This is a genomic window from Thermodesulforhabdus norvegica (genome assembly GCF_900114975.1).
In the GTDB taxonomy this organism is placed as follows: Bacteria; Desulfobacterota; Syntrophobacteria; order Syntrophobacterales; family Thermodesulforhabdaceae; genus Thermodesulforhabdus; species Thermodesulforhabdus norvegica.
This window is the reverse complement of the sequence record NZ_FOUU01000011.1, coordinates 30564-51620: the sequence shown is the minus strand read 5'-3', so window position 1 is coordinate 51620 and position 21057 is coordinate 30564. Positions and strand designations below refer to the sequence as shown.

Below are 21057 nucleotides of genomic sequence, written 5' to 3'. Positions count from 1 at the left end.
GTCGCAATCCCCTCAAATCGGGTCAGGTTTTCCGACTGCGTCCTTATAAATACACGAAATCATTAAGCCGTCAAGCGCTTTTCGGTAAACCTCCCCCAAAAAAGGCCTCCCGATGAAATTTAGTCAATCCAAAGTCACCCTCTAAAAGTACGCAAGACACCGGAATGTTTAGATAAACGATTTTCGGTAAACCTCCACCAGACCCCATTCTACCGTCAATTGAGGATTGCCGGGAAGCTCCCGTAGTCTCGTAAATTTTATTAGTTGACCCTAAAAGTGCGCAGGGCCTCTTGCTTTGAAAAACCCGGAGATCGTCAGAAAAGGGCGAAGAAGAAGAAGCACTGAAGAGGAGGGTTTCGTAATGCCGTTGCACTCCGATTATCACGAGACCCTCTGATCAAATCGGCAGAATCCCGTCCGGTTATGGCTCAGGCGGTTATTGTGAAAGTGCTTGAGTTCTTCTTTTCATTCCCCATCATAGAGAGAAGCAGCTCTTTTTCTCCGGCCAGACGGCTGAGTACCGCCCTCTCGATGCGATCGGGAAGCCTGCCGAAACGGGTGGCCCTGGCTTCGTAAAGCCTCTTCAAAAAGTCCTGCTCGTTACCGGGAATGCCATGCCGGGACACCGTTTCCTCAACGAGCCTGAAAGCTCCGGCTACCCCATGCTGGACGGCCGTACTCCAGAGGGCTTCTCTCAGGGCTTCCGAAGTACCATCAACGTCCCATCCGAAGGCCTTCTCTATTTTTTCCTTCAGGGGTTCGTAGAACTTTTCTTTGATGAAGGAGTGCTGAATTTTTGCAAACTCCTCCGGGTTTTCCGAAGCAATGGCCTTCCACTCGTCCGGAAAGGCTCCCCTCGTAGATCCCGTATCGGCATTGCCGGAGCGACGAAGCCTTTCTGCCCATTCCGGTTTCACTTTATCTAAATAGTCGAGAAATTCGTCAACGGTACCCCTTCGGGAGGAAAGTTGATAGATTCCGTAAGAGGTGCCGCCTGAGGGATCGTAGCCTATTGCACCCGGAGCACTTCCGGACTCAAAGAAGGCAGACACATAACCCATGGTACCGCCGTCGCTTTTCAGCGCCGAATCCAGTGTGCCCGTATTATGACCTCCTTCGTCACGGTTCTGACCTGCAGGGTTTTCCGACAAACCGGGGGAGGACGAAAAAACACCGGAAGGGAAGGTTAGATGTGTCACTCCGGGCCTCAGTCCCTGAGGTACTTCTAAGGGAAGGTCCCGGGAAAAATCTTCCAGCACGGACAGGAAAAGGCTTTCCTGTCTGATCTTTATCCACCTCCGTAATACAGCGCCGAAAAGGTCGTTGCTATAAACGTTTTCTGAGGACGGAATTCCTTCTGTGTTCATTTGAACCCTCTACAGGCTATGGAGTAACCGGCTTCGTTCCTCTGTTAAGCAAATAGGGTGCCAGTATTCTAGTACACCTTATAGCGGCCGTGCCTTTTTCCCAGAACTTCCAGGGTTTCATTAATTACGATGAATGCTTCGGGATCGACGGAGAAAATCCCTTCCTTTATTCTCGGCAACTCCGTCATGGTGGTTACCGTCATGATAAGAGTGCGTTCCTCGCCCGTGTAAGCCCCGATCCCTCTGAAGACCGTCGCACCACGATGAATCCTGTGCAGAATAAAATCCACTATTTCCTGCCACCTCGCCGATATAATCAATACCAGTTTTCGCCTGTTAAAACCGGCCACCACGGCATCCAGAACCCTGCTGCTGGTATAGACGTATATTATCGAGTAAAGAGCCTGCTCCATGCCGATGAAGAACCCTCCGCCTATTAGGACCAGTGCGTTGCAGAGTGTATAAACCACCCCCATGCGGATGCCCAGGCGGCGGTTCAGTACGATTGCCAGCACGTCCAGTCCTCCTGCAGATCCCAGTGAGCGCAGCACGATCCCTGCACCGGTGCCGCAGATAACCCCGGCCATAAGGGCCGCCAGTATGGGATCGTCCATGGGAAGCACCGGCGGTCGGATCAAGGAAGCCAGAAGGGAAAAGATCAGCATGCCGTAGGCTGTGTAGGCCATGAAGCGGAAGCTGAGATAGTACCAGCCCAGGAGAAAGAGGGGGATGTTGAGTAAGAAGTAATAAGCGCCGACGCTTAAAAAAGGCATCGTATAATGGAGTATGATGGCGATCCCGACGACTCCGCCGCTGAGTAGCCTGTGGGGCACAAGGACGGAGTTCATTCCCATGACGAAGATTATCGATCCGGCGCTTATGAGGAAAAGATTCGAGAGAAGAGAACGAAAATCCAGCTCTGGCTTTTTCATCGGGTAATCCCTCCGCACTCTGGGGCAAATCTTAACAGAGCTTCCTGAATATACAACTTTCCGCTCCCAACGACATCTTTTACTTTTGCCGGCATCTTTTGTATTTTGTGCTGGTCTCGTTTCAACTTTAAGGGAGGACGGCGGTGATGAAGGAAAAGCAGTACATCATCGATGCGATGACGGTACAGGATTCCTGGAGGCTTTTCAGAATACTGGGTGAGTTCGTTGACGGCTTTGAGGCTCTTGCCGACATCTATCCGGCAGTGTCCATTTTCGGATCCGCAAGGGTTAGGCCGGGAGATGAGTATTACGAGAAAACGGTTGTCATTGCCCGGGAGCTGGCCAGGGCGGGGTTCAACATAATTACCGGTGGAGGCCCCGGAATAATGGAGGCCGGTAATAAAGGGGCCGCGGAAGGAGGGGCTCAATCTGTGGGGCTCAACATCAAGCTGCCCTTTGAGCAGGAAGCAAACCCCTACGCCAATGTGCGCCTTGAGTTCCGGTATTTTTTTGTGAGAAAGGTGATGTTCGTAAAGTATGCCCAGGCCTACATAGCCATGCCCGGCGGGTTTGGAACCCTCGATGAGGTTTTCGAAGCCCTTACGCTCATACAGACCAAACGGCTCAAGGCCTTTCCCGTGGTTCTGGTGGGATCCGAATATTGGGGAGGCATTATCGGCTGGATTAAGGAGGCTCTCCTGTCCAGAGGTTACATTTCTCCCGAGGATCTGGATATAGTAACCGTTATGGACGATCCCCAGGAGGTCGTAAGGTTTATCAAACGGATCGTTATTCCCTAGGGCAGGAGGTCAAAAAAGATGGGCCTTTTGAGCTGGCCTAAGCAACTTTTTTATAATCTCGGTAGCCGTGTAGCCATTTTTCTCGTCAGGAGGAGAATAAAGAAAGGGCGCACCCAGCCTCACGTTTGGCTCGTGCTGGCACGATTACACGAAGTCCGTCGGGAATACAATACCGCCGTGGAAGTGCTCAGAATGGGGTTGAAGGAGTTCCCGAACAACCCCATTCTGAACTCACACCTTAAGCGCCTGGAGAACCACTCCGGCTAGGTTGCGGTTCCACAGAGTTCAGTAGTTGAGCGGAACCCGTTCGTACCTTTCTTCTCTGACCTGCTGGCCGTACCCCGTTCTCACCCGCACCGTTGCGTAATCGGGACCGTAGTAAACGGGATCCGACTGAACCCATTCACCCGTAGTACGGTTGTAATAGGTTACGGTATCACGCCTGTAGGCCGCTTCACGGGCAGCTCTCTGGCTTATTTCGGCAAGGCCGTATCCGGTTACGGCTCCGAGAGCTCCACCTATGACGGCACCTCTCCAGCGATTGTTTTCATCGACGAGAGCTCCTATACCGGCCCCCACGGCCCCAAGCCATGCGGATGTCTCGTAATGTTGCTGGGTTGAAGGCCCCGGAACGCAAGCCGTAAGAGACGCAAAGGTCAGGAGCAGTGTCAGCACTATCACGACCGTTTTTTTCATGGACAAACCCTCCTCTTAACCGCACAATTGTGCCCTGAACTCCCTTTCCAGCTCTTCCAGCTTAATTGATTTTTCTTCCCATAACAATGTCAAACGATTGTTTTCGCTTTTGAGTTCCGAGTAACGTCTGTTCAGTTCCCCGATTTTTCCGGGGTCCCGGTAGGTCTCGGGCTCTGAGAGTAGCTTTTCAATTTGCTCCATTTCTTTTTGTATCTCTTCAATCCTCTCTTCTATGTGGGCTATTTCGTCCATAAGAGGTTTTTTCCGCCGATAGAGGGCATTTCGGAGTTCGGCTTCCAGCCTTTTGCGCTCGTCGGAGGACTTTTTCCTGCGTTCTCCGCCGGCTTTCCGGTCTTCTTTACGGTTTTCTTCGCCTGCCTGGCACAGACGGTTCTTCCATATTTCCTCGAAATCCCGGTAGTTTCCGGGGAAGGCTTCAACCTTGCCCTTATCAAAATACCACACCTGCGTTGCCAGGGCGTCTATGAATTTCCTGTCGTGACTGACGAAACAGACGGTACCCTCAAACTCCAGAAGGGCTTTTTCAAGGGTTTCTCGTGATGGTATGTCCAGGTGGTTTGTGGGTTCGTCGAGAAGGAGGAGGTTTGGTCGTTCGAAGATGAGTTTGCACAGGCATAACCTTGCCTTCTCACCACCGCTCAACACAACCGTCCTTTTATCGAGGTCGGTATCTCCAAACCCGAAAGCCCCGAGAATCTGCCTCACCTGAAAGTTCGTGAGGTCTCCTGACACCGAGAAAGCCTCTTCCAGAACGGTGAAATCCGGGTTAAGCATCTCCATGCGGTGTTGGGAAAAATATCCTATTTTTACTCTGGTGCCCAGGGCTATAGTGCCGCAATCTGGGGTGACTTCGCCTGCGATCATCTTGAGCAGAGTGCTTTTCCCCGTACCGTTGGCTCCTATAAAGGCAATTCTGTGGCCCCGCTCGACCAGAAGGTTCAAACCTTCATAAAGGGTGGTGTCGCCAAATCTCTTGGAGACATTTCTCAGTTCCACCACCACACGACCGGACCGCTCGGGCTGTGGGAAAAGGAAGTCTATGGGTTCAACGGAAGGTGGGAGTTCTATCAGCTCCATTTTTTCAAGCATCTTTATTCGGCTCTGGACCTGCCTGGCACGATCTTTCCTCACGCGGTTTCTCGCGATGAACTCCTCAATCTGCCTGATTCTCTCCTGCTGTTGTTTGTAGGCAGACCGCAGGTGCCTCAGCCGTTCTTCCCTTTGTTCTCTGTAGGAGTCGTAGTTTCCCTGGTATTCGTAAAAACTCCCGTTTTCCAGCTCCCAGATGCGGAATACGAGGCGGTTAAGGAATTCCCGATCGTGAGATACCATGACAAGAGAACCTTTAAAGCTCTTCAGGAACTCTTCAAGCCACATGATGGAAGGCCAATCGAGGTGGTTCGTGGGTTCGTCCAGAAGGAGTACGTCGGGTTCGGAAAGGAGAAGCCTGGCCAATTCGGCTCTCATGATCCAGCCCCCGCTCAGAGAACCGAGAGGTCTGTCCCACCATGCTTCAGGAAAGCCGAGCCCCGATAGGATCTTCTCGGCGCGGGCTTTCAGGTCGTATCCGGAAAGACTCTCCAGTTGCTCAAGAGCTCTCGCGTAGCGAAGGGCCAGTTTCTCGGTTTCCTCCCGGGTTGAGACTTCTTTCATGAGGTGCTCTAACTTGCTTATTTCCTCTTTCAGCAGTTCCAGGTCTCTGTTGACCTTCTGGACGTGGTCGATCAGTGACCCTTCTGCAGAAAGCGAGCATTCCTGAGGAAGATAGGCCACCCTGACGTTCTTCGGACGGGTTACGGTACCGCCGTCGGGTTCGATTTCCCCGGCAATGATCCGGAGAAGGGTTGTTTTACCGGCGCCGTTGGTTCCGACCAGACCTATTTTGTCCCCGGGACGGATTATGGAAGATACTCCGGAAAAGACCACATCATCTCCAAAGGTTCGGGAAACATTCTGCAGTGCTATCACGGATTGCCCTCTCCCAGGTAAAGTAGTTCCAGCTTGTTTCGCAGGTAATCACAGAAAGGCCGGATATCGATCCCCCTGCCGGTTATTTTTGCAATGAGCTCCCGAGGTGTGTGGCGTCTGCCTTTGGAGTATATGTTTTTGTCGAGCCATTCCAGAATTGTGAAAAACTTTCCGCGGCTGCACAGTTCTTCCAGAGGACCCAGGTCCTTTTCCATTGCTTCTTTTATTTGAGCTGCGTAAATGTTTCCGAGAAGGTAAACGGGAAAGTAACCGAAGAGCCCGGCGCTCCAGTGTACGTCCTGCAGTGCTCCTTCTTCCTCTTTTGATGGAGAAATCCCAAGGTGAGTCTTCATGAATTGAGCCCATGCTTCGGGAACTTCCCGGACGGACATTTCCCCGTTTATGAGTTTTCTCTCCAGCCGGAACCTCAAAATAATGTGCAGGCCGTAGGTTACCTCATCGGCTTCAACCCTTATAGGAGATGGTTTCACGACGTTCAGGGCCTTCCAGAATTTTTCCAGAGGCACATCTGCAAGGATGGGAAAGTGTTTCAGGAGGCGTGGATAGAAGAACTTCCAGAAACCCTTTGACCGCCCGATCTGGTTTTCCCAGAACCTTGCCTGTGCTTCGTGAAAGCCGAGGGAGGCATACATTCCGCAGGGAGTTCCCCAGTGCGATTCCTTCAGGCCCTGATCGTAAAGGGCATGGCCCGTCTCGTGGAGTATGGCAAAGAAGGCCGTGCGGAAGTCCCCGGTGTTGTAGCGGGTCGTAATTCGGACGTCTCCGGGGCCTATGTAGGCCGTAAAGGGATGGGCACTTACGTCAAGCCGACCCGCCTTGAAATCGTAACCTATACGCCCGGCAACAAATCGACCGAATTCCTCCTGGATCTTCAGGGGAAAGTACCTGAAAAGGAAGGAATCGTCTATGCTGTTCGGCTTTTTCATTGCCAGCCCAATAGATTCTTCGATGAAGGGCAGGAGGGAACAGGAGATTTCGTGGAATTCGCAGGCGGTCATGGAGGGCTCGAAAAGGTCTATCAGGGCGTCGTAGGGCTCCTTTTCGTAACCTGCCGCCTCGGCCTCTTCTCGTTTAAGCCTCACTATCTTTTCCAGGTAAGGTTCAAAGAGACCCCAGTTTGACCGGGCACGGGCCTTTTCCCAAACGGATTCAGCTTCCGAGGTGGTTTTTGCGAGTTCCTCCACCAGCTCCAGGGGGATCTTTGTTGCCCTCCTGTGCCATCGGCTCCATTCGCGCATGTTTGCGTATTCCGCACTATCCGGTTCGTGTGAGTCCGTGGAGGCAATTTCAAGCCATTCTCCAACTCTCGGGTCTCTCTGCTTTTCATGGTAAAGCCTGCTGAGGTAGGCTATCTGTTCCGAACGGTGCGAATGACCCTTCTCGGGTATGAAACATCTCTGATCCCAGGAGAGAAGCTCCATTGTGGACTCAATAAGGAAGAGCTCTCTGCTCCACTTTACCAATTTTTCGTAAGCTTCACGGGCATTCATGGTTTATTTCTGCCTTATCCTTCGTCTTTTGTTTGTCTCCTTTTTACGACACTGGCATAATACTTAAAAAGACCTCCAGAGAAATCATTTCATAAGGGGAGAGAAAGTGAAGCGCAAGGGGCTTATAGTGGTTTTTACCGGTGAAGGTAAAGGCAAAACCACGGCCGCGCTCGGTATGGCTTTGAGAGCGGCGGGTCATAATCTCGACGTGGGAATTTTTCAGTTCATAAAGGGGTCATGGCATTACGGGGAGATGGAGTCGATTAAGAGGCTCCCCGGCGTTGAAATGTACAGGCTTGGTGAGGGTTTTACCTGGAAGAAGGAGGACACGGGTCGTGATGCAGAGCTGGCCCGGGAAGGCTGGAAAAAGGCCAGAAAGGCGATAATGGACGGACGATACGACATGGTAATACTGGACGAGATTAACTATGTATTTCATCATGGTTTTCTGGATCCTGTCGAGGTTTGCGATGTGCTCAAGAATCGGCCTCCACAGCTTCACGTTGTGCTGACGGGCAACCATGCTCCTCAGGAGATAATAGACATAGCAGACCTGGTCACGGAAATGAGGATGATAAAGCATCACTATGTGGATCAGCAGATAAAGGCGCAGAGAGGGATCGAATTCTAGGAGGGTTGAGCTATGACGGTCTATCGGAAAAAAGAAGGCAGTGATGTGTGGCACTGGTGTACCAATTGCCCTGAGTACCCTACGGGGGAAAACGTCATCGAAAGGCATTCCAGGCCTGATTACGGCACACTGTGTTCCCTTTGTGAGGTGAAAGACAGGGCAGGGGACTGCAAGAAAGACAGCCTTTTTTCCGTGAGAAAATAACCCGATCAGAACTCGAAGCGGTCTCCGGGACGTGGGAGAAAGGCCTGGAAGGTCTTCGTTGAAGCCAGTCGTCGTTCGATTTGAAGCTCATGCCACCTTCTCACATCCCGCTGAAGATGGACGAGGGCAAGGTTTTTGACCCCTGCTTCTTCTGCTGTCGATAGAGCGCTATCTACGGTGCCGTGTCCCGGGACTGCGGGCTTCACGTCAAAGGCCTCATGAACCAGCAGGGTAGCTTCACGGGCCAGGGCAGTGGATTCGGAGGTGGGTCGGCCGTCGCCGCTGTAGCAGACGGTACCGTCGGGAGAGGTCACGGCCACACAGAGATTCCTTTTTGAGTGGTCTGTTTCTGCAAAGGCCCACCTGAGGCCGTTTAACTCAAGATCTTTTCCGGGCTCGCACTCAAGGAAGGACAGAGAAAAACGGAAACGGGACATAAAGCCCGGATAGGCGAGTTCTAAGGCTTCGGTGACCACCTCCTGAATGTTCCGTTGTCCCAGAACGATTAAGGGCTTTGTGCGCCCCATTTCCCACATTCTCAAAAGCAGGGCAGGCAATCCCATGAAGTGGTCACCGTGAAAGTGAGATATCCAGATAAGATCGAGGAATTCCGGATCCGGAAAGTACTTCCAGTAGAACATGGGAACGGAGAATCCACAATCGAATAGTATGTTGCGTTCCTCGTTACCGTAGGATCTGGCGGAAATCACAAAAGAAGTATTGGGAAAACGGTCGTCACAGGCTTCTCCCACACCGACAAACAGAACCTTCATATTCCTTCCTCCGTAACCTGGGGTTGTTACTCCAAAATACCCTAATCACCGTCCAATTCAATAATCATGTTTCTCTCGTATAGCCCGAAAGACCAAAAGGGCTTTGCAAATTTTTGAAAAAAAAGTAGAAAGTCTCCGTTGGGTAATACAAAAAATTGTTTTCGTAAACTTAAACCGGGAGGGCGTTATGAAAAGGGGGATTTTTTTGTTTTTGGTCTGTTTTTGCCTTGTTTTTTCTGGAGTAGTGGGGGCCTCTGAGGAAAAACCCAGGTACGGTGGGACCCTGGTTTTCGGGCGCGGTGGAGATAGTGTCGGTCTGGATCCGGCCTTTGAAACGGACGGTAATTCTTTTATGGTCTGCGATAACGTTTACGAGCAACTCGTAGCTTATGCCGATGAATCAACGGACATCATTCCCGGTCTCGCCGAGTCCTGGGAAATATCGGCTGATGGTCTAACCTACACCTTTCATCTCAGGAAGGGGGTAAAGTTTCACGACGGTACCGATTTTAATGCCGATGCGGTGGTGTTTTCTCTGGGCCGTCAGATGAAAGAGAAGAAGGTCAAATTTTACAAGACCCAGTGGGAGTTTCCGAAGGATCAGCCGCCTCCGGAGTACTGGCTGAGCATGAACATGGACGACATCATCGATTCCATAGAGGCCGTTGACGAATACACCGTTGTTTTTAAGTTGAAGAGGCCTGAAGCCCCGTTTCTTGCCAACCTGGGTATGGACTTTGCCTCCATTGTAAGTCCCTCGGCCGTTTTGAAGTACGGGCCTGATTTTAAAAGTCATCCCGTTGGAACGGGCCCCTTCAAGTTCGTCAAGTGGATCAAGGACGATCGGATTATCCTTGAAGCTAACGAGAATTACTGGGACGGCAGACCCTATCTGGACCGGGTTATCTTCAGGGTTATTCCCGACAATTCCGTCCGTTTTCTGGAGCTGAAGACGGGCAACATACACATCTGTCAGTTTCCTAATCCCGAGGACATCGCACTTGCCAAAAAGGATCCCAATCTCAAGCTCGTTTCACAGCCCGGCATGAACATAGGTTACATAAGCTTTAACCACACAAAGCCTCTATGGCAGGATAAGCGCATCCGCAAGGCCATTGCTTACGCAATAAACAGGAAAGCCATAGTTGACAATATTTACTACGGTCTCGGAACGGTGGCAAAAAATACCATACCTCCTATCATGTGGGGATATAACGACTGCATAATTGATTATCCCTATGATCCTGAGATGGCCAAGAAGCTTCTGGAGGAGGCAAAATTTTTCGAAAAGCTCAAGGAAGCAGGCCAGACCAAGATTACTCTCTGGAGTATGCCTGTGCCGAGGCCTTATAACCCGAACGGTATGAAAGTCGGTGAGGCCGTTCAGGCCGATCTTAAAAAGGTGGGCATTGACGTTGAGCTTGTGACCTTTGAATGGGGTACTTATCTGAAAAAACAACGAGAGCAGGATCCTTCGATGGATCTTTTCCAGTTGGGCTGGACCGGAGATAACGGAGACCCGGACAATTTTCTTTCCATCCTTCTGGATGGTTATGCCGATCCCAACGTGCGAACTCAGTGGAAGAATCTCGAGTATCATGAGATTATTACCCGTGCGCGTATGACCTTTGACAAAGAAGAAAGAATCAGGCTTTATAAGAGAGCTCAGGAAATAATTCACGAGGAGGTGCCGCTCATAAACGTGGCCCATTCTCTCGTGATATGGCCGATGCAGAAAAAAGTCATGAACTACAAGCTTCATCCGACGGGGAGTGTTTTCCTGAAGAGAGTCTGGCTTGCAGAATAAACCGGTGAACTCTGGCACCGTGGGAGAGGAACCATCGTACTCACGGTGCCATTTTTGTGATCCGGGAGGGTCGATGGAGAAATGCTCAGGTTTATCCTTAACAGACTGGTTTCTCTGGTTCTGACGGTGCTGGGTATTTCAGTACTGGTCTTCCTGATGATTCACATAACCCCGGGGGATCCCGCAGAAATGATGCTGGGAGAGAGGGCTTCAGAGCAGGCTCTTAAAGAGATGAGGGAGCGTCTGGGGCTGGATCAGCCCATCTACGTTCAGTACGGGCGCTTCCTGTCCAGACTTGTTCACGGTGACCTGGGGAGAGCACTGCGTACAAACGAAAAGGTGACCAAAGAAATTGCGGAGCGGTTTCCTGCAACGGTTGAACTTTCCGTAATGGCAATGATTTTTGCTATTTCCATTGGAATGACCGCCGGCATCATATCGGCAACCCGTCAGTATTCGATTTTTGATTACCTGAGCATGTTCTTTTCTCTCGTGGGAGTTTCAATGCCCATTTTCTGGCTGGGCCTCGTTCTTATAATCCTGTTCTCCCTGCAGCTTGGCTGGTTACCTCTATCGGGAAGGCTCAGCTATGACATACATCTGGAAACCATAACCAACTTTTACATCATAGACTCGATACTGACGAAGAACTGGGTAGCGTTGAAAGATGCCCTATGGCATCTGCTTTTACCGGCTTTCACCCTCAGTACAATACCCATGGCTATAATAGCCCGCATTACCCGCTCCAGCATGCTTGAGGTGCTCAGGCAGGATTACATAAGAACGGCCAGGGCCAAGGGGCTTTCGCTCTGGGTGATTTACTATAAGCATGCCCTTAGAAACGCTCTCATACCCATCGTCACGGTTATTGGGCTTCAGTTCGGAATACTTCTCGGAGGTGCCATTCTAACGGAAACGATTTTTGCCTGGCCGGGGATAGGTCTCTGGCTTCTGAACGCGGTTTATGCCAGGGATTTCAATGCCGTTCAGGGCGGCACCATGCTGATTGCAACCACCTTTGTGACAATAAATATGCTTGTCGACGTCCTTTATGCCTGGATAAATCCCAGAATAAGAGTTAGCTGAAGGAGTGGCAGGGAGGTAAGTTTTTACATGTCAGCGGTGGCAGATTCTTACGAACGGTCTCAGAGCCCTTTTGTGGAGTCTTTAACCCGTCTGAAAAAGAACAAAACTGCCCTGGCAGGTGCGGTGATTATTATTTCTTTCGTGCTGATGGCAATCTTTGCCCCTATGATTGCACCTCACGATCCCATCGAACAATCCCTTTACTCAAAGTTAAAGCCTCCTTTCTGGTACGATAACGGATCGCTGGATTATCCTCTTGGGACGGACGACTTCGGTCGGGACATCCTGAGCCGCATTATTTACGGTGCGAGAATTTCCATGGTGGTGGGTCTAGTTTCCGTATCCATTGCTCTCCTGTTCGGAACGGTTTTGGGAGCCGTGGCCGGGTACTACCGTGGAAGAATTGACAACGTGATAATGCGTTTTATGGATTTACTGCTGGCCTTTCCTTCCATTCTTCTTGCCATAGTAATTGTTGCTTTTGTAGGACCCAGCCTGAAGAATGCCATGATCGCCATAGGGATTGTCAGCATACCTCGCTACGCAAGGCTCGTCAGGGGCTCTGTTATGGAAGAGCACGCAAAGGACTACGTGCAGTCTGCCCGTGCTCTTGGCGCAACGGATGCCCGTCTTCTGTTCATTCATATTCTGCCCAACTGTCTTGCGCCTATAATCGTTCAGACCACTCTGGGGTTTGGATCTGCAATTCTGGAGGCCGCAGCACTGAGCTTTCTGGGGCTGGGCGCTCAACCACCGACGCCTGAATGGGGGGCCATGCTGGCCAACGGCAGAGCTCTCATCCTGCGAGCATGGTGGGCGGTGACGTTTCCGGGGTTCATGATATTGCTTGCGGTACTCGGGTTTAACTTGCTCGGCGACGGCCTAAGAGACGCTCTGGATCCTCGGTTGAGGGAGTAGACGGAATGAGGGAACAGAACGGTATTGTACTCCGGGTGGATGACCTACACACTTACTTTTTCACCGAAAGGGGCGTGGCCAAAGCGGTCAGCGGGGTTTCTTTTGAAGTAAAATCGGGTGAGATGCTTGCCCTTGTGGGTGAGTCGGGTTGTGGAAAAAGCGTGACGGCTCTGTCCATAATGCGCCTGATTCCGGATCCTCCTGGTAAGATAGTCGGCGGCAGGATAATCTTTGAAGGCAGGGACCTCACCAGGTTGCCCGAAAAGGAGATGCGCTCCATCAGAGGCAACAAGATCAGCATGGTTTTTCAGGAACCGATGACTGCCTTAAATCCCGTTTTCCCTGTAGGTGATCAGGTAGCCGAAGTGCTGTTGTGTCATGGTAAGGCCACGAAAAGGGATGTTAAGGACAGGGTCATCGACTTGTTCAGACAGGTGGGCATACCGGCTCCGGAGAGGAGGATTCGGGATTACCCGCACCAGATGAGCGGCGGTATGAGGCAGAGGGTTGTAATAGCCATGGCGCTGGCATGCCGTCCGAGCCTGATTCTGGCCGACGAGCCCACGACGGCACTGGACGTTACCATTCAGGCCCAGATACTGGAACTCATGAAGGAACTACAGCAAAAGACCGGCACGGCCTTTGTTCTGATAACCCACGATCTGGGGGTTGTTGCCGAGATGGCCGAACGGGTAATCGTGATGTATGCAGGAAGAATTGTGGAAGTTTCGGATGTGGTGAGTCTGTTCAGAAATCCCCTGCATCCTTACACTCAGGGGCTTATGGAGTCGGTTCCCGGATGGGCAGAGGGGAAAGAAAAACAGAGGCTTAAAACCATCCCGGGGATCGTTCCGAGCTTACTTCGACTTCCGGAGGGATGCGTTTTCAACGACAGATGTAGCCGAAGCTTTGACAGGTGCAAGCTTGAAGAGCCCGACCTTGTAGAAATCGAAGATAAAAGGCTTGTGAGGTGTTGGCTCTATGAATAGTGGTAACTCCTTCATTGTGGAGCTTTCCTCGTTGAAGAAGTATTATCCCGTCACGGGAGGAGTCTTTCGAAAAACCGTAGGTTTTGTCAGGGCCGTGGACGGTGTTGACCTTGCAATAAAAAGGGGGGAAGCCCTGGGACTCGTTGGTGAAAGCGGCTGTGGAAAATCAACCCTGGGCAGGCTGGTTCTCAGGCTTGAAAGACCGACAGAAGGACGGGTTAAGTTTGACGGCACCGACATTCTGTCGCTATCCAGAAAAGAAATGAAACCCTATCGTCGGAGAATGCAGATAATATTTCAGGATCCTTACTCGTCGCTCAATCCTCGCCAGACCGTGGGTAGAATTATAGGAGAGGGCCTGACCATTCACAACATAGGTTCGAAGTCGGAGCGGGAAGAGAAAGTCCGTGCCATGATGGAAGTTGTGGGACTGAGGCCCGAGCACATAAATAGATACCCTCACGAGTTCAGCGGTGGACAGCGGCAGAGAATATGCATAGCCAGAGCACTTATACTGGAACCGGAGTTCGTGATATGCGACGAACCCGTATCCGCTCTGGACGTATCAATTCAGGCCCAGGTAATAAATCTTCTTCTTGATCTTCAGGAGCGGTATAACCTTACCTACCTCTTCATAAGTCACGACCTGTCGATAGTCAAACACGTGTGCGACAGGGTTGCCGTTATGTACCTTGGTAAGATAGTCGAGCTGGCAGAAAGAAAATCCATCTTCAATTCGCCACTCCATCCCTACACGAGGGCCCTGCTGGAAGCCGTTCCGAGACCTGATCCGGAGCGTCAGTTGCAAAGACCCAATTTAAAAGGAGACCTGCCCAGTCCTCTAAATCCACCATCAGGGTGCTCCTTCCATCCCAGGTGTCCTGACGCACTGGAGGAGTGTTCACGGCATTTGCCGGAAATAAAGGAAGTAAAGCCGGGTCATCTGGTCCGGTGCCTGTTATATTAATGTTGAGAAATTTCTGAAAAATCAGGGAGACCCTGTTATGAGCACAGCTCAGGAGTTCAGTATTCTTGAAGAGTTAAGATGGTTCATGAAAAACAGAGTGGTTTTTACCGCAGCAGAACTGAATATCTTCGACATCATCGAAGCCGGTGAAGCCCGGGATGCGGAGGCCCTGGCACGTCTCAAAGGCGTAAACAGTCGAGGACTAACCCGGCTTCTGGATTGCCTGGTCGGCCTTGGGTACCTTGAAAAGAAGGATGGTGAATATTCCGTTACCGAAAAGGGATCTTATTTGACATCGAAGCACCCCCGCACGATACTTCCCATGGTTCTCCATAATGCTCACCTGTGGAAAAACTGGACTCATCTCACGGACACGGTTACTCTGGGAAGCAATCCCCGACGGATTCCGGTTATGGCAGATGAGTTTTCCCGTAACGCCTTTATACGGGCCATGCACGTGATTGCAAGATCGCTTGCCGAGGACGTGGTCGGCTCCTACGATGCTTCAGATCGGAGCGTTTTACTCGACATAGGCGCAGGCCCGGGAACTTATACTATTGCTTTCCTCAGGAAGTATCCTCACATGAGGGCTATCGTATTCGATCTCCCCGAGGTTATACCCCTGTCTCGTGAATACATAGCCTCTGAGAAGCTGGAGGATAGGGTATCCTTTGTGGCAGGTGATTTTTATCATGATCTTCTTCCCGAAGGATCGGACCTTGCCCTGCTTTCGGCCATCATTCACCAGAACAGCCCGGAAGAAAACCTGGCACTGTATCGATCCGTAAACCGGGCTCTTAAACCCGGAGGTAAGCTGCTGATACGGGATCACATTATGAGCGACGATAGAGTGTGGCCCCCGGACGGGGCGCTTTTTGCGATAAACATGCTGGTCAGCACACCCGGAGGCGACACCTACACGTTTTCGGAGGTCGAAAAAACGCTAAAGGCTGCCGGTTTCAGGGACGTTCGCCTGGTAAGAAAGGGCCCGAAAATGGACTGTCTGGTCGAAGCAGTAAAGGCATAATCGCTAAGAGTGCCTCCACCTGTTGGTCCGGTCTCTTAATTGGCGTCCTTCCCCGGGATAGACGATTCTGTCGGAGGCTGGTGTGGGAGAAAGAACCGGCGGAACCTTGTCGGGCTTCGGATCTGGCCCTTCCATGGCAACTTCGGATGGTTGACTGTCCAGCATCATGGGTGTTTTCCGGATGTCCACTTCGGGATTAAGCCAGCTGAATTCTATGGCTACTCCGTTGGGATCAAAGGAGTAAAGAGAAAGAATAAATCCGTGATCGATTACTTCCGAGGTCCAGAAACCCGCCGCATCGAGCTTGTCCTTTATTACCCATAGATCGTCTCTGTGTGTAACGCCTATGGAAACGTGATCAAAGGCTACAGGCCCTTTAACGGGATACCCGTGATCCTTCTCTTCCACCTTCTCCACTCCGGGCCATTCAAAAAAGGCAATGAGGTCCGTTTCGGAGATTTCGAAAAAGTAGTGCCGGTATCCCGGCTTACCGAGACCGAGCACGAGTCTCATGCCCAGAAGATCCCGCCAAAATCGTATCGTTTCGTCCATGTTGTGTGTTACCAGAGCCAGGTGGTTTATGCCGTTGTATTTTACCATCTCAGTTCCCTATCCCCCGGTGACTTATTTTCGTGCTGCCGAATCGGCCCTTTCGTCGATGAAAAGGCGAATTCTGCCCTTTTCGTCCCTTACGAGAGAGCGCAATTCTACGAGCTTTATACGAGGAGTTATGCCGATAAAATTTGCAACCTTATGCCTCATAACATCTACCAGAGTTCGCTGCTCTTTCATCTTATCGTAAAAAAGAGACTCCGTGATGGCCACGCGAATTTCCAGCTGATCTTCGTGTCCTTCTCTGGTGGCAACGAGCTGATAAGGGGGCCTTTCTCCTTTTATCCTCTCAAGAATGTCTCCGATTCTTTCCGGTACGATGTTGATGCCCTTTATTATGACGACATTATCCGCCCGTCCTTCAATACGACTTATCTTTCTGAAGGTCCTGCCGCAGGGACAGGGTTCCTCGATTATCCTGCACAGATCCCCCGTCCGGTAACGGATAACCGGGAAGGCTTCTTTTGTTATGGTGGTGAGGACGAGTTCACCCGTGTGGCCCGGCGGAAGAGTTTCTCCCGTTGTGGGATCCACGATTTCCGCGATGAAGTGATCTTCCTGGATATGCATTCCCGTCCTTTCCAGGCACTCTCCTGCAACCCCAGGTCCCATTACTTCACTGATTCCGTAATTGTCGGTGGCGGTGGCAAAAAGCCGCTCCTCAATTTCACGACGCATTCCCTCGGTCCAGGGCTCCCCGGCGCAGACCACGTACTTCAGAGACAGGGTCTTGGGATCCACGCCAAGTTCTTCCATTCTGTCGGCAATTATCAGAGCGTAGGAAGGAGTTGAGACCAGGACGGTCGTTCTGAAATCCTTCATTATCTTTATCTGTCGTTCCGTCCTTCCCGTTGATGTGGGCAGGACCGATGCACCGATGAGCTCTGCTCCGTAGTGAATTCCCAGACCGCCGGTGAGCAATCCGTAACCAAAGGTCACCTGGATAACATCGTCGGCGGTAACACCCGCTGCAACAAGAATTCGGGCTACCAGGTTACTCCAGGTTTTGAGGTCGTTTTTCGTGTAACCCACAACCCGCGGATTTACCATAGTCCCCGATGAAGTATGAATTCTTACCACTTCTCTCAAAGGTACGGCGAACATTTCGTAAGGGTAGCTGTCGCTCACGTCAGAGCTCGTCGTAAATGGGAGCTTTTTCAGGTCTTCCAGATCGGTCAGGTCGTCTTCCGGCACAAAACCGATTTCTTTAAAGCGTTTGCGGTAAAAGGACACGTTTTTGAAAACCCGGTTCAGCGTGGCCTGAAGTCGCTCAAGCTGTAACTGCCGCAGGCGTTCTCTGTCCATGCATTCGTATTCGGGATCCCATATGTGCGGATTACCGCCTTCTCTCACGGCCTAAGCCTCCCAGATTCTCGGAGTTCCTCTGCCCAGATAGGCCCTTTGGACCTCGCTGTGCTCCAGCAGGGCCTTCCCGGTTCCTTCGAGTACCACCTTTCCCGTTTCCAGTACGTACCCACGATCGGCAATCTTCAACGCCGCCCTGGCATTTTGTTCTATAAGCAGTATGGTTTTCCCTTCAGCACGGAGCTCCTGAATGATCGTGAAGACCTCTTTTACGACGAGCGGAGCAAGACCCATGGAGGGCTCGTCGAGTATAACGAGCTTTGGTTTACTCATAAGAGCACGGGCTATGGCGAGCATCTGCTGTTCTCCTCCGCTGAGCGTACCGGCCAGCTGATTGCGCCTTTTCCTTAAAATCGGAAACCGTTCGAACATTTCTTCTTTCATCTTTTGCACATATTCCCGATCTTTCCTGTAGAGAAAGGCTCCCATTTCCAGATTAACTTCCACGGGAAGAGAAGCAAAGATCTGGCGACCTTCGGGTACGACGGCAATTCCCAGCTCCACGATCTTTTCCACAGGAAGAATGTGGATTGGGCGGTTGTCGAAGAATATCTCCCCTCTGGAGGGTCTCAAAAATCCGCATATGGTTTTCACGAGGGTACTCTTTCCGGCCCCGTTGGCTCCCACGAGTGTTACGATCTCACCCTTTAAAACATGCAAAGACACGCCCTTAAGGGCATGAATCGACTCGTAGTAGGAGTGAACGCTTTTGACGGTAAGCATGGCTAACAGGCTTCGGTGGTTCCGAGATAAACTTCTATCACCTTCTCATCGTTTTTCACTTCAGAAGGCGTGCCTTCCGCAAGTACGTGACCGAAATGAAGCACGAGTATTCGGTCGCTGTATTCCATTACCAGGTTCATATCGTGTTCCACTATCATAACCGTTATCCCCAGATTTTTTATTCTTTTTATCAACTCACCCAGTTCTTCCGTTTCGGCGGCGTTTAATCCTCCTGCAGGCTCGTCAAGGAGAAGCAGTGTGGGTTCGGTGGCCAGGGCACGGGCTATCTCCAGTATTTTCTGCTTCCCCAGAGGAAGCGATCCCGCAGGTTTCCGTGCTTCCGGCTCAAGCCCCACGAATTTCAAAAATTCATAGGCCCTGTCTCTAATATCGCGCTCTTCCCTTCTCATAAAAGGCAGTCTGAAACCACAGGCCATAAACCCCGAATGGCTTTTCACATGCCGTCCCACCATGACATTTTCAAGAACCGTCATGTTTTTGAAAAGTGCTACATGCTGAAAGGTGCGCGATATTCCCAGGCTGGCAATGCGATGAGCCGGGAGATTGTCTATTCTGGTATCTCGAAAAAAGATTCTTCCAGATGTCACAGGGATAAGGCCGCTTATGCAGTTGAAAAGAGTCGTCTTTCCCGCGCCGTTGGGGCCGATTACGGCCTGAATGATTCCTTCAGGTACACGGTAGGATACCTCTGTCAGGGCCTGAAGGCCTCCGAAATTACGGGATACTCCTTCCAGCTTTAGAATCGTGGACTGCTCCTGTTGCCTCTTAATCATGTTCTCCTGCGAACCAGCTTGCTCAACGCCGGAACTATGCCTTCCGGTACAAAAAGCGTTATCGTCAGAAGTATTGCTCCGTAAATGATCATCTCCCACTCGGCAAAGACATGGAGCCATTCATTGCTGAGAAAGGTCAGCAGAACCGTTCCGAAAAGGGCACCCCACAGATTGTTCATCCCGCCCACCATTACCATGAGCACAAACCTTATGGACCACAGAAGATCAAACGAGCTGGGGCTGATAAATTCCACGTAGTGAGCGTAAAGGCTTCCGGCAAGAGATGCAAGCACCGCGCTGAGAACAAAGACCTGTACTTTGTATCTGGACACGGAGATTCCCATAGCCCCCGCGGCCTTTTCGTCTGCATGGATGGCAAGGAAAGCCCGGCCGATTCGTGAATGTGCCAGGTTATGTGAAAAGACGATCACGGCCGTAACGAGACCCCAGACGAGAAAGTACCATTCCAGAGGTGAGTCCACGCGCCACGTAGCGATTTTTAACGTATCTATCCCCACGAGCCCTGAGGGTCCCCCGGTAAGCTCCACTTCTTCGTTGAAAACGATGTGGACGATGACCCCAAACCCGAGTGTAGCCATTGCAAGGTAGTGGCCTTTCAGCTTCAACGAGGGAAGGCCCACAATAAAGGCAACGGCGCCGGTAAGAGCCATTCCTGCAATCAGGGCCGCCATCGAAGGCCACGAATAAAGGGTTGTCAGTACCCCTGTGGAATAAGCCCCTATTCCCATAAAGGCTGCCTGGGCCAGAGAGATCTGTCCTGAATAGCCCATGAGAAGTGAAAGTCCCAGAGTCACCAGAGCGAATATCCCGGCAAATATCATTACGTCTATGTAGTGGCTTATGGGCTGAATACCTTGAAAGAGAAAAGGAAGAATTATTACGGCGACGAGATATATTCCGAATTTCACTTCCGAACGGGAATAATCCATCTTATACTACCCTTTGAATTAAAACCTTTTTACCCCGGCAGCCTCGGTACTCCCGAAAAGCCCCTGAGGCCTTACGAAGAGAACAAGAAGCAGTACCACAAGGGCTACGGCGTCCTTATATCCCGAGGACAGATAGCCCGCACAGAAGGACTCACCAACGCCCAGAATAAGACCCGCAATAAGGGCACCCCAGAAATTGCCCAGTCCCCCCAGAACTGCGGCTCCAAAGCCCTTGAGCCCCAGCAACGCCCCCCGGTCGTACTCCATAAGAGAAAGAGGAGTGACGATAACCCCTCCTGCCGCCCCTATTACAGCGCTGAGCACAAAAGAAAGCAGAATCATCTTTTTAACCGGAATGCCCATCATTCTTGCTGCGTCGGGATTATCGGCACAGGCACACATGGCCTTGCCGTAATAGGACCTGTGAAAGAAGAGCGAAAGGGCAGCCACAATCAGGGCCCCAATACCCATGATCCACAGGGACTGTTTCTGCAGGGCAGCCCCGCCAATGATGATGGGAGGACCTGGAGTGAAAGGAGGAAGTCCATAGGGATCTTTTCCCCATGCCAGCATGGCCCCACCCTTCAGAATAATCGAGAAGGCTATGGTGACTATTATCAGCGAAAGGACCGAGACATTGCGGGCCTGGCGGATTATAAAGCGGTCGAAGCAGAAACCGATAAACCCCACCGTTACAACGGCTCCGACAAAGGCCAACCACAGGGGTAAGTGGAGGGTTTCGCAGTAAAAGACTGCGAAAAGCCCTCCCAGCATCACGAATTCGCCCTGAGCAAAGTTTATTATTTCCGTAACGTTGTAGATGATGTTGTAGCCGATGGCAACGAGTGCGTAGATCGCTCCGATGGTCACACCTGCAAAAAGGTACTGAAGCCAGTCCATGAAACTGCTTCCGCCG

The 21057-nt window shown here is 51.3% G+C and carries 22 protein-coding genes; 10 read left to right on the top strand and 12 right to left on the bottom strand.

What is annotated here, in order from left to right:
* Nucleotides 1-428 precede the first annotated feature (428 nt).
* The gene (locus tag BM091_RS12245) at nucleotides 429-1367 is read right to left on the bottom strand and encodes a VgrG-related protein (RefSeq protein WP_093396147.1); all 939 of its coding nucleotides are present in this window, start codon (nucleotides 1365-1367) and stop codon (nucleotides 429-431) included.
* 68 nt (nucleotides 1368-1435) lie between these two features.
* Nucleotides 1436-2299 (bottom strand): YitT family protein, encoded by an 864-nt coding sequence (locus tag BM091_RS12240; RefSeq protein WP_093396146.1) that lies wholly within the window; start codon nucleotides 2297-2299, stop codon nucleotides 1436-1438.
* Between the two features lie 146 nt (nucleotides 2300-2445).
* On the opposite strand from BM091_RS12240, the gene BM091_RS12235 reads away from it, so the two are divergent.
* The gene (locus tag BM091_RS12235) at nucleotides 2446-3099 is read left to right on the top strand and encodes an LOG family protein (RefSeq protein ID WP_177193646.1); all 654 of its coding nucleotides are present in this window, start codon (nucleotides 2446-2448) and stop codon (nucleotides 3097-3099) included.
* An 18-nt stretch (nucleotides 3100-3117) separates the two neighbouring features.
* Nucleotides 3118-3366: a tetratricopeptide repeat protein gene (locus BM091_RS12230; RefSeq protein ID WP_093396143.1), complete on the top strand. Its 249-nt coding sequence runs from the start codon at nucleotides 3118-3120 to the stop codon at nucleotides 3364-3366.
* An 18-nt stretch (nucleotides 3367-3384) separates the two neighbouring features.
* Here the strand turns inward: BM091_RS12230 and BM091_RS12225 are convergent, their stop codons facing one another.
* From BM091_RS12225 to BM091_RS12215, 3 genes are read right to left on the bottom strand one after another with little or no spacing between them, the layout of a single operon-like run.
* Nucleotides 3385-3795: a glycine zipper 2TM domain-containing protein gene (locus tag BM091_RS12225; protein ID WP_093396141.1), complete on the bottom strand. Its 411-nt coding sequence runs from the start codon at nucleotides 3793-3795 to the stop codon at nucleotides 3385-3387.
* 15 nt (nucleotides 3796-3810) lie between these two features.
* Nucleotides 3811-5784 (bottom strand): ABC-F family ATP-binding cassette domain-containing protein, encoded by a 1974-nt coding sequence (locus BM091_RS12220; protein ID WP_093396139.1) that lies wholly within the window; start codon nucleotides 5782-5784, stop codon nucleotides 3811-3813.
* Entirely contained in the window at nucleotides 5781-7295 is a 1515-nt protein-coding gene (locus BM091_RS12215; RefSeq protein ID WP_177193645.1) for a carboxypeptidase M32, read from the bottom strand. The genes BM091_RS12220 and BM091_RS12215 overlap by 4 nt, the downstream gene beginning before the upstream one ends.
* A 106-nt stretch (nucleotides 7296-7401) precedes the next feature.
* Here BM091_RS12215 and cobO point away from each other — a divergent pair, with 106 nt between their 5' ends.
* Both cobO and BM091_RS12205 read left to right on the top strand, forming a co-directional pair.
* Entirely contained in the window at nucleotides 7402-7926 is a 525-nt protein-coding gene (gene cobO, locus BM091_RS12210) for a cob(I)yrinic acid a,c-diamide adenosyltransferase (RefSeq protein ID WP_093396138.1), read from the top strand.
* Between the two features lie 12 nt (nucleotides 7927-7938).
* Entirely contained in the window at nucleotides 7939-8130 is a 192-nt protein-coding gene (locus BM091_RS12205) for a hypothetical protein (RefSeq protein WP_093396136.1), read from the top strand.
* Between the two features lie 5 nt (nucleotides 8131-8135).
* Here BM091_RS12205 and BM091_RS12200 read toward each other — a convergent pair whose 3' ends face one another.
* The gene (locus BM091_RS12200; protein ID WP_093396135.1) at nucleotides 8136-8903 is read right to left on the bottom strand and encodes an MBL fold metallo-hydrolase; all 768 of its coding nucleotides are present in this window, start codon (nucleotides 8901-8903) and stop codon (nucleotides 8136-8138) included.
* A 187-nt stretch (nucleotides 8904-9090) separates the two neighbouring features.
* Here BM091_RS12200 and BM091_RS12195 point away from each other — a divergent pair, with 187 nt between their 5' ends.
* The 6 genes from BM091_RS12195 to BM091_RS12170 all read left to right on the top strand — a co-directional run bounded on the left by BM091_RS12195 (nucleotide 9091) and on the right by BM091_RS12170 (nucleotide 15697).
* Nucleotides 9091-10710: an ABC transporter substrate-binding protein gene (locus BM091_RS12195; protein ID WP_093396133.1), complete on the top strand. Its 1620-nt coding sequence runs from the start codon at nucleotides 9091-9093 to the stop codon at nucleotides 10708-10710.
* Nucleotides 10711-10791: 81 nt separating this feature from the next.
* Entirely contained in the window at nucleotides 10792-11796 is a 1005-nt protein-coding gene (locus BM091_RS12190; protein WP_093396132.1) for an ABC transporter permease, read from the top strand.
* Between the two features lie 27 nt (nucleotides 11797-11823).
* Nucleotides 11824-12714, top strand: a complete 891-nt coding sequence (gene nikC, locus BM091_RS12185; protein ID WP_093396130.1) for a nickel transporter permease — start codon at nucleotides 11824-11826, stop codon at nucleotides 12712-12714.
* Between the two features lie 5 nt (nucleotides 12715-12719).
* On the top strand, nucleotides 12720-13703 hold the full coding sequence (locus tag BM091_RS12180; RefSeq protein ID WP_093396129.1) for an ABC transporter ATP-binding protein: 984 nt from the start codon (nucleotides 12720-12722) through the stop codon (nucleotides 13701-13703).
* Entirely contained in the window at nucleotides 13696-14670 is a 975-nt protein-coding gene (locus tag BM091_RS12175) for an ABC transporter ATP-binding protein (protein WP_093396127.1), read from the top strand. The genes BM091_RS12180 and BM091_RS12175 overlap by 8 nt, the downstream gene beginning before the upstream one ends.
* 37 nt (nucleotides 14671-14707) lie before the next feature.
* Complete coding sequence (locus BM091_RS12170; RefSeq protein WP_093396126.1) at nucleotides 14708-15697, top strand: methyltransferase; 990 nt, start codon at nucleotides 14708-14710, stop codon at nucleotides 15695-15697.
* 3 nt (nucleotides 15698-15700) lie between these two features.
* Here the strand turns inward: BM091_RS12170 and BM091_RS12165 are convergent, their stop codons facing one another.
* From BM091_RS12165 to BM091_RS12140, 6 genes are read right to left on the bottom strand one after another with little or no spacing between them, the layout of a single operon-like run.
* Nucleotides 15701-16297, bottom strand: a complete 597-nt coding sequence (locus BM091_RS12165) for a VOC family protein (RefSeq protein WP_093396124.1) — start codon at nucleotides 16295-16297, stop codon at nucleotides 15701-15703.
* A gap of 24 nt (nucleotides 16298-16321) precedes the next feature.
* Nucleotides 16322-17614: an AMP-binding protein gene (locus BM091_RS12160; protein WP_093396192.1), complete on the bottom strand. Its 1293-nt coding sequence runs from the start codon at nucleotides 17612-17614 to the stop codon at nucleotides 16322-16324.
* A gap of 51 nt (nucleotides 17615-17665) precedes the next feature.
* Nucleotides 17666-18397, bottom strand: a complete 732-nt coding sequence (locus BM091_RS12155; RefSeq protein WP_093396122.1) for an ABC transporter ATP-binding protein — start codon at nucleotides 18395-18397, stop codon at nucleotides 17666-17668.
* A gap of 2 nt (nucleotides 18398-18399) precedes the next feature.
* Nucleotides 18400-19191, bottom strand: coding sequence for an ABC transporter ATP-binding protein (locus BM091_RS12150; protein WP_177193644.1), 792 nt, complete (start codon nucleotides 19189-19191; stop codon nucleotides 18400-18402).
* Nucleotides 19188-20141, bottom strand: coding sequence for a branched-chain amino acid ABC transporter permease (locus tag BM091_RS12145; protein ID WP_093396121.1), 954 nt, complete (start codon nucleotides 20139-20141; stop codon nucleotides 19188-19190). Before BM091_RS12145 ends, BM091_RS12150 begins: the two co-directional genes overlap by 4 nt.
* A gap of 18 nt (nucleotides 20142-20159) precedes the next feature.
* A complete protein-coding gene (locus tag BM091_RS12140; protein WP_093396119.1) occupies nucleotides 20160-21041 on the bottom strand; it encodes a branched-chain amino acid ABC transporter permease in 882 nt (293 codons plus the stop codon).
* Nucleotides 21042-21057 lie beyond the last annotated feature (16 nt).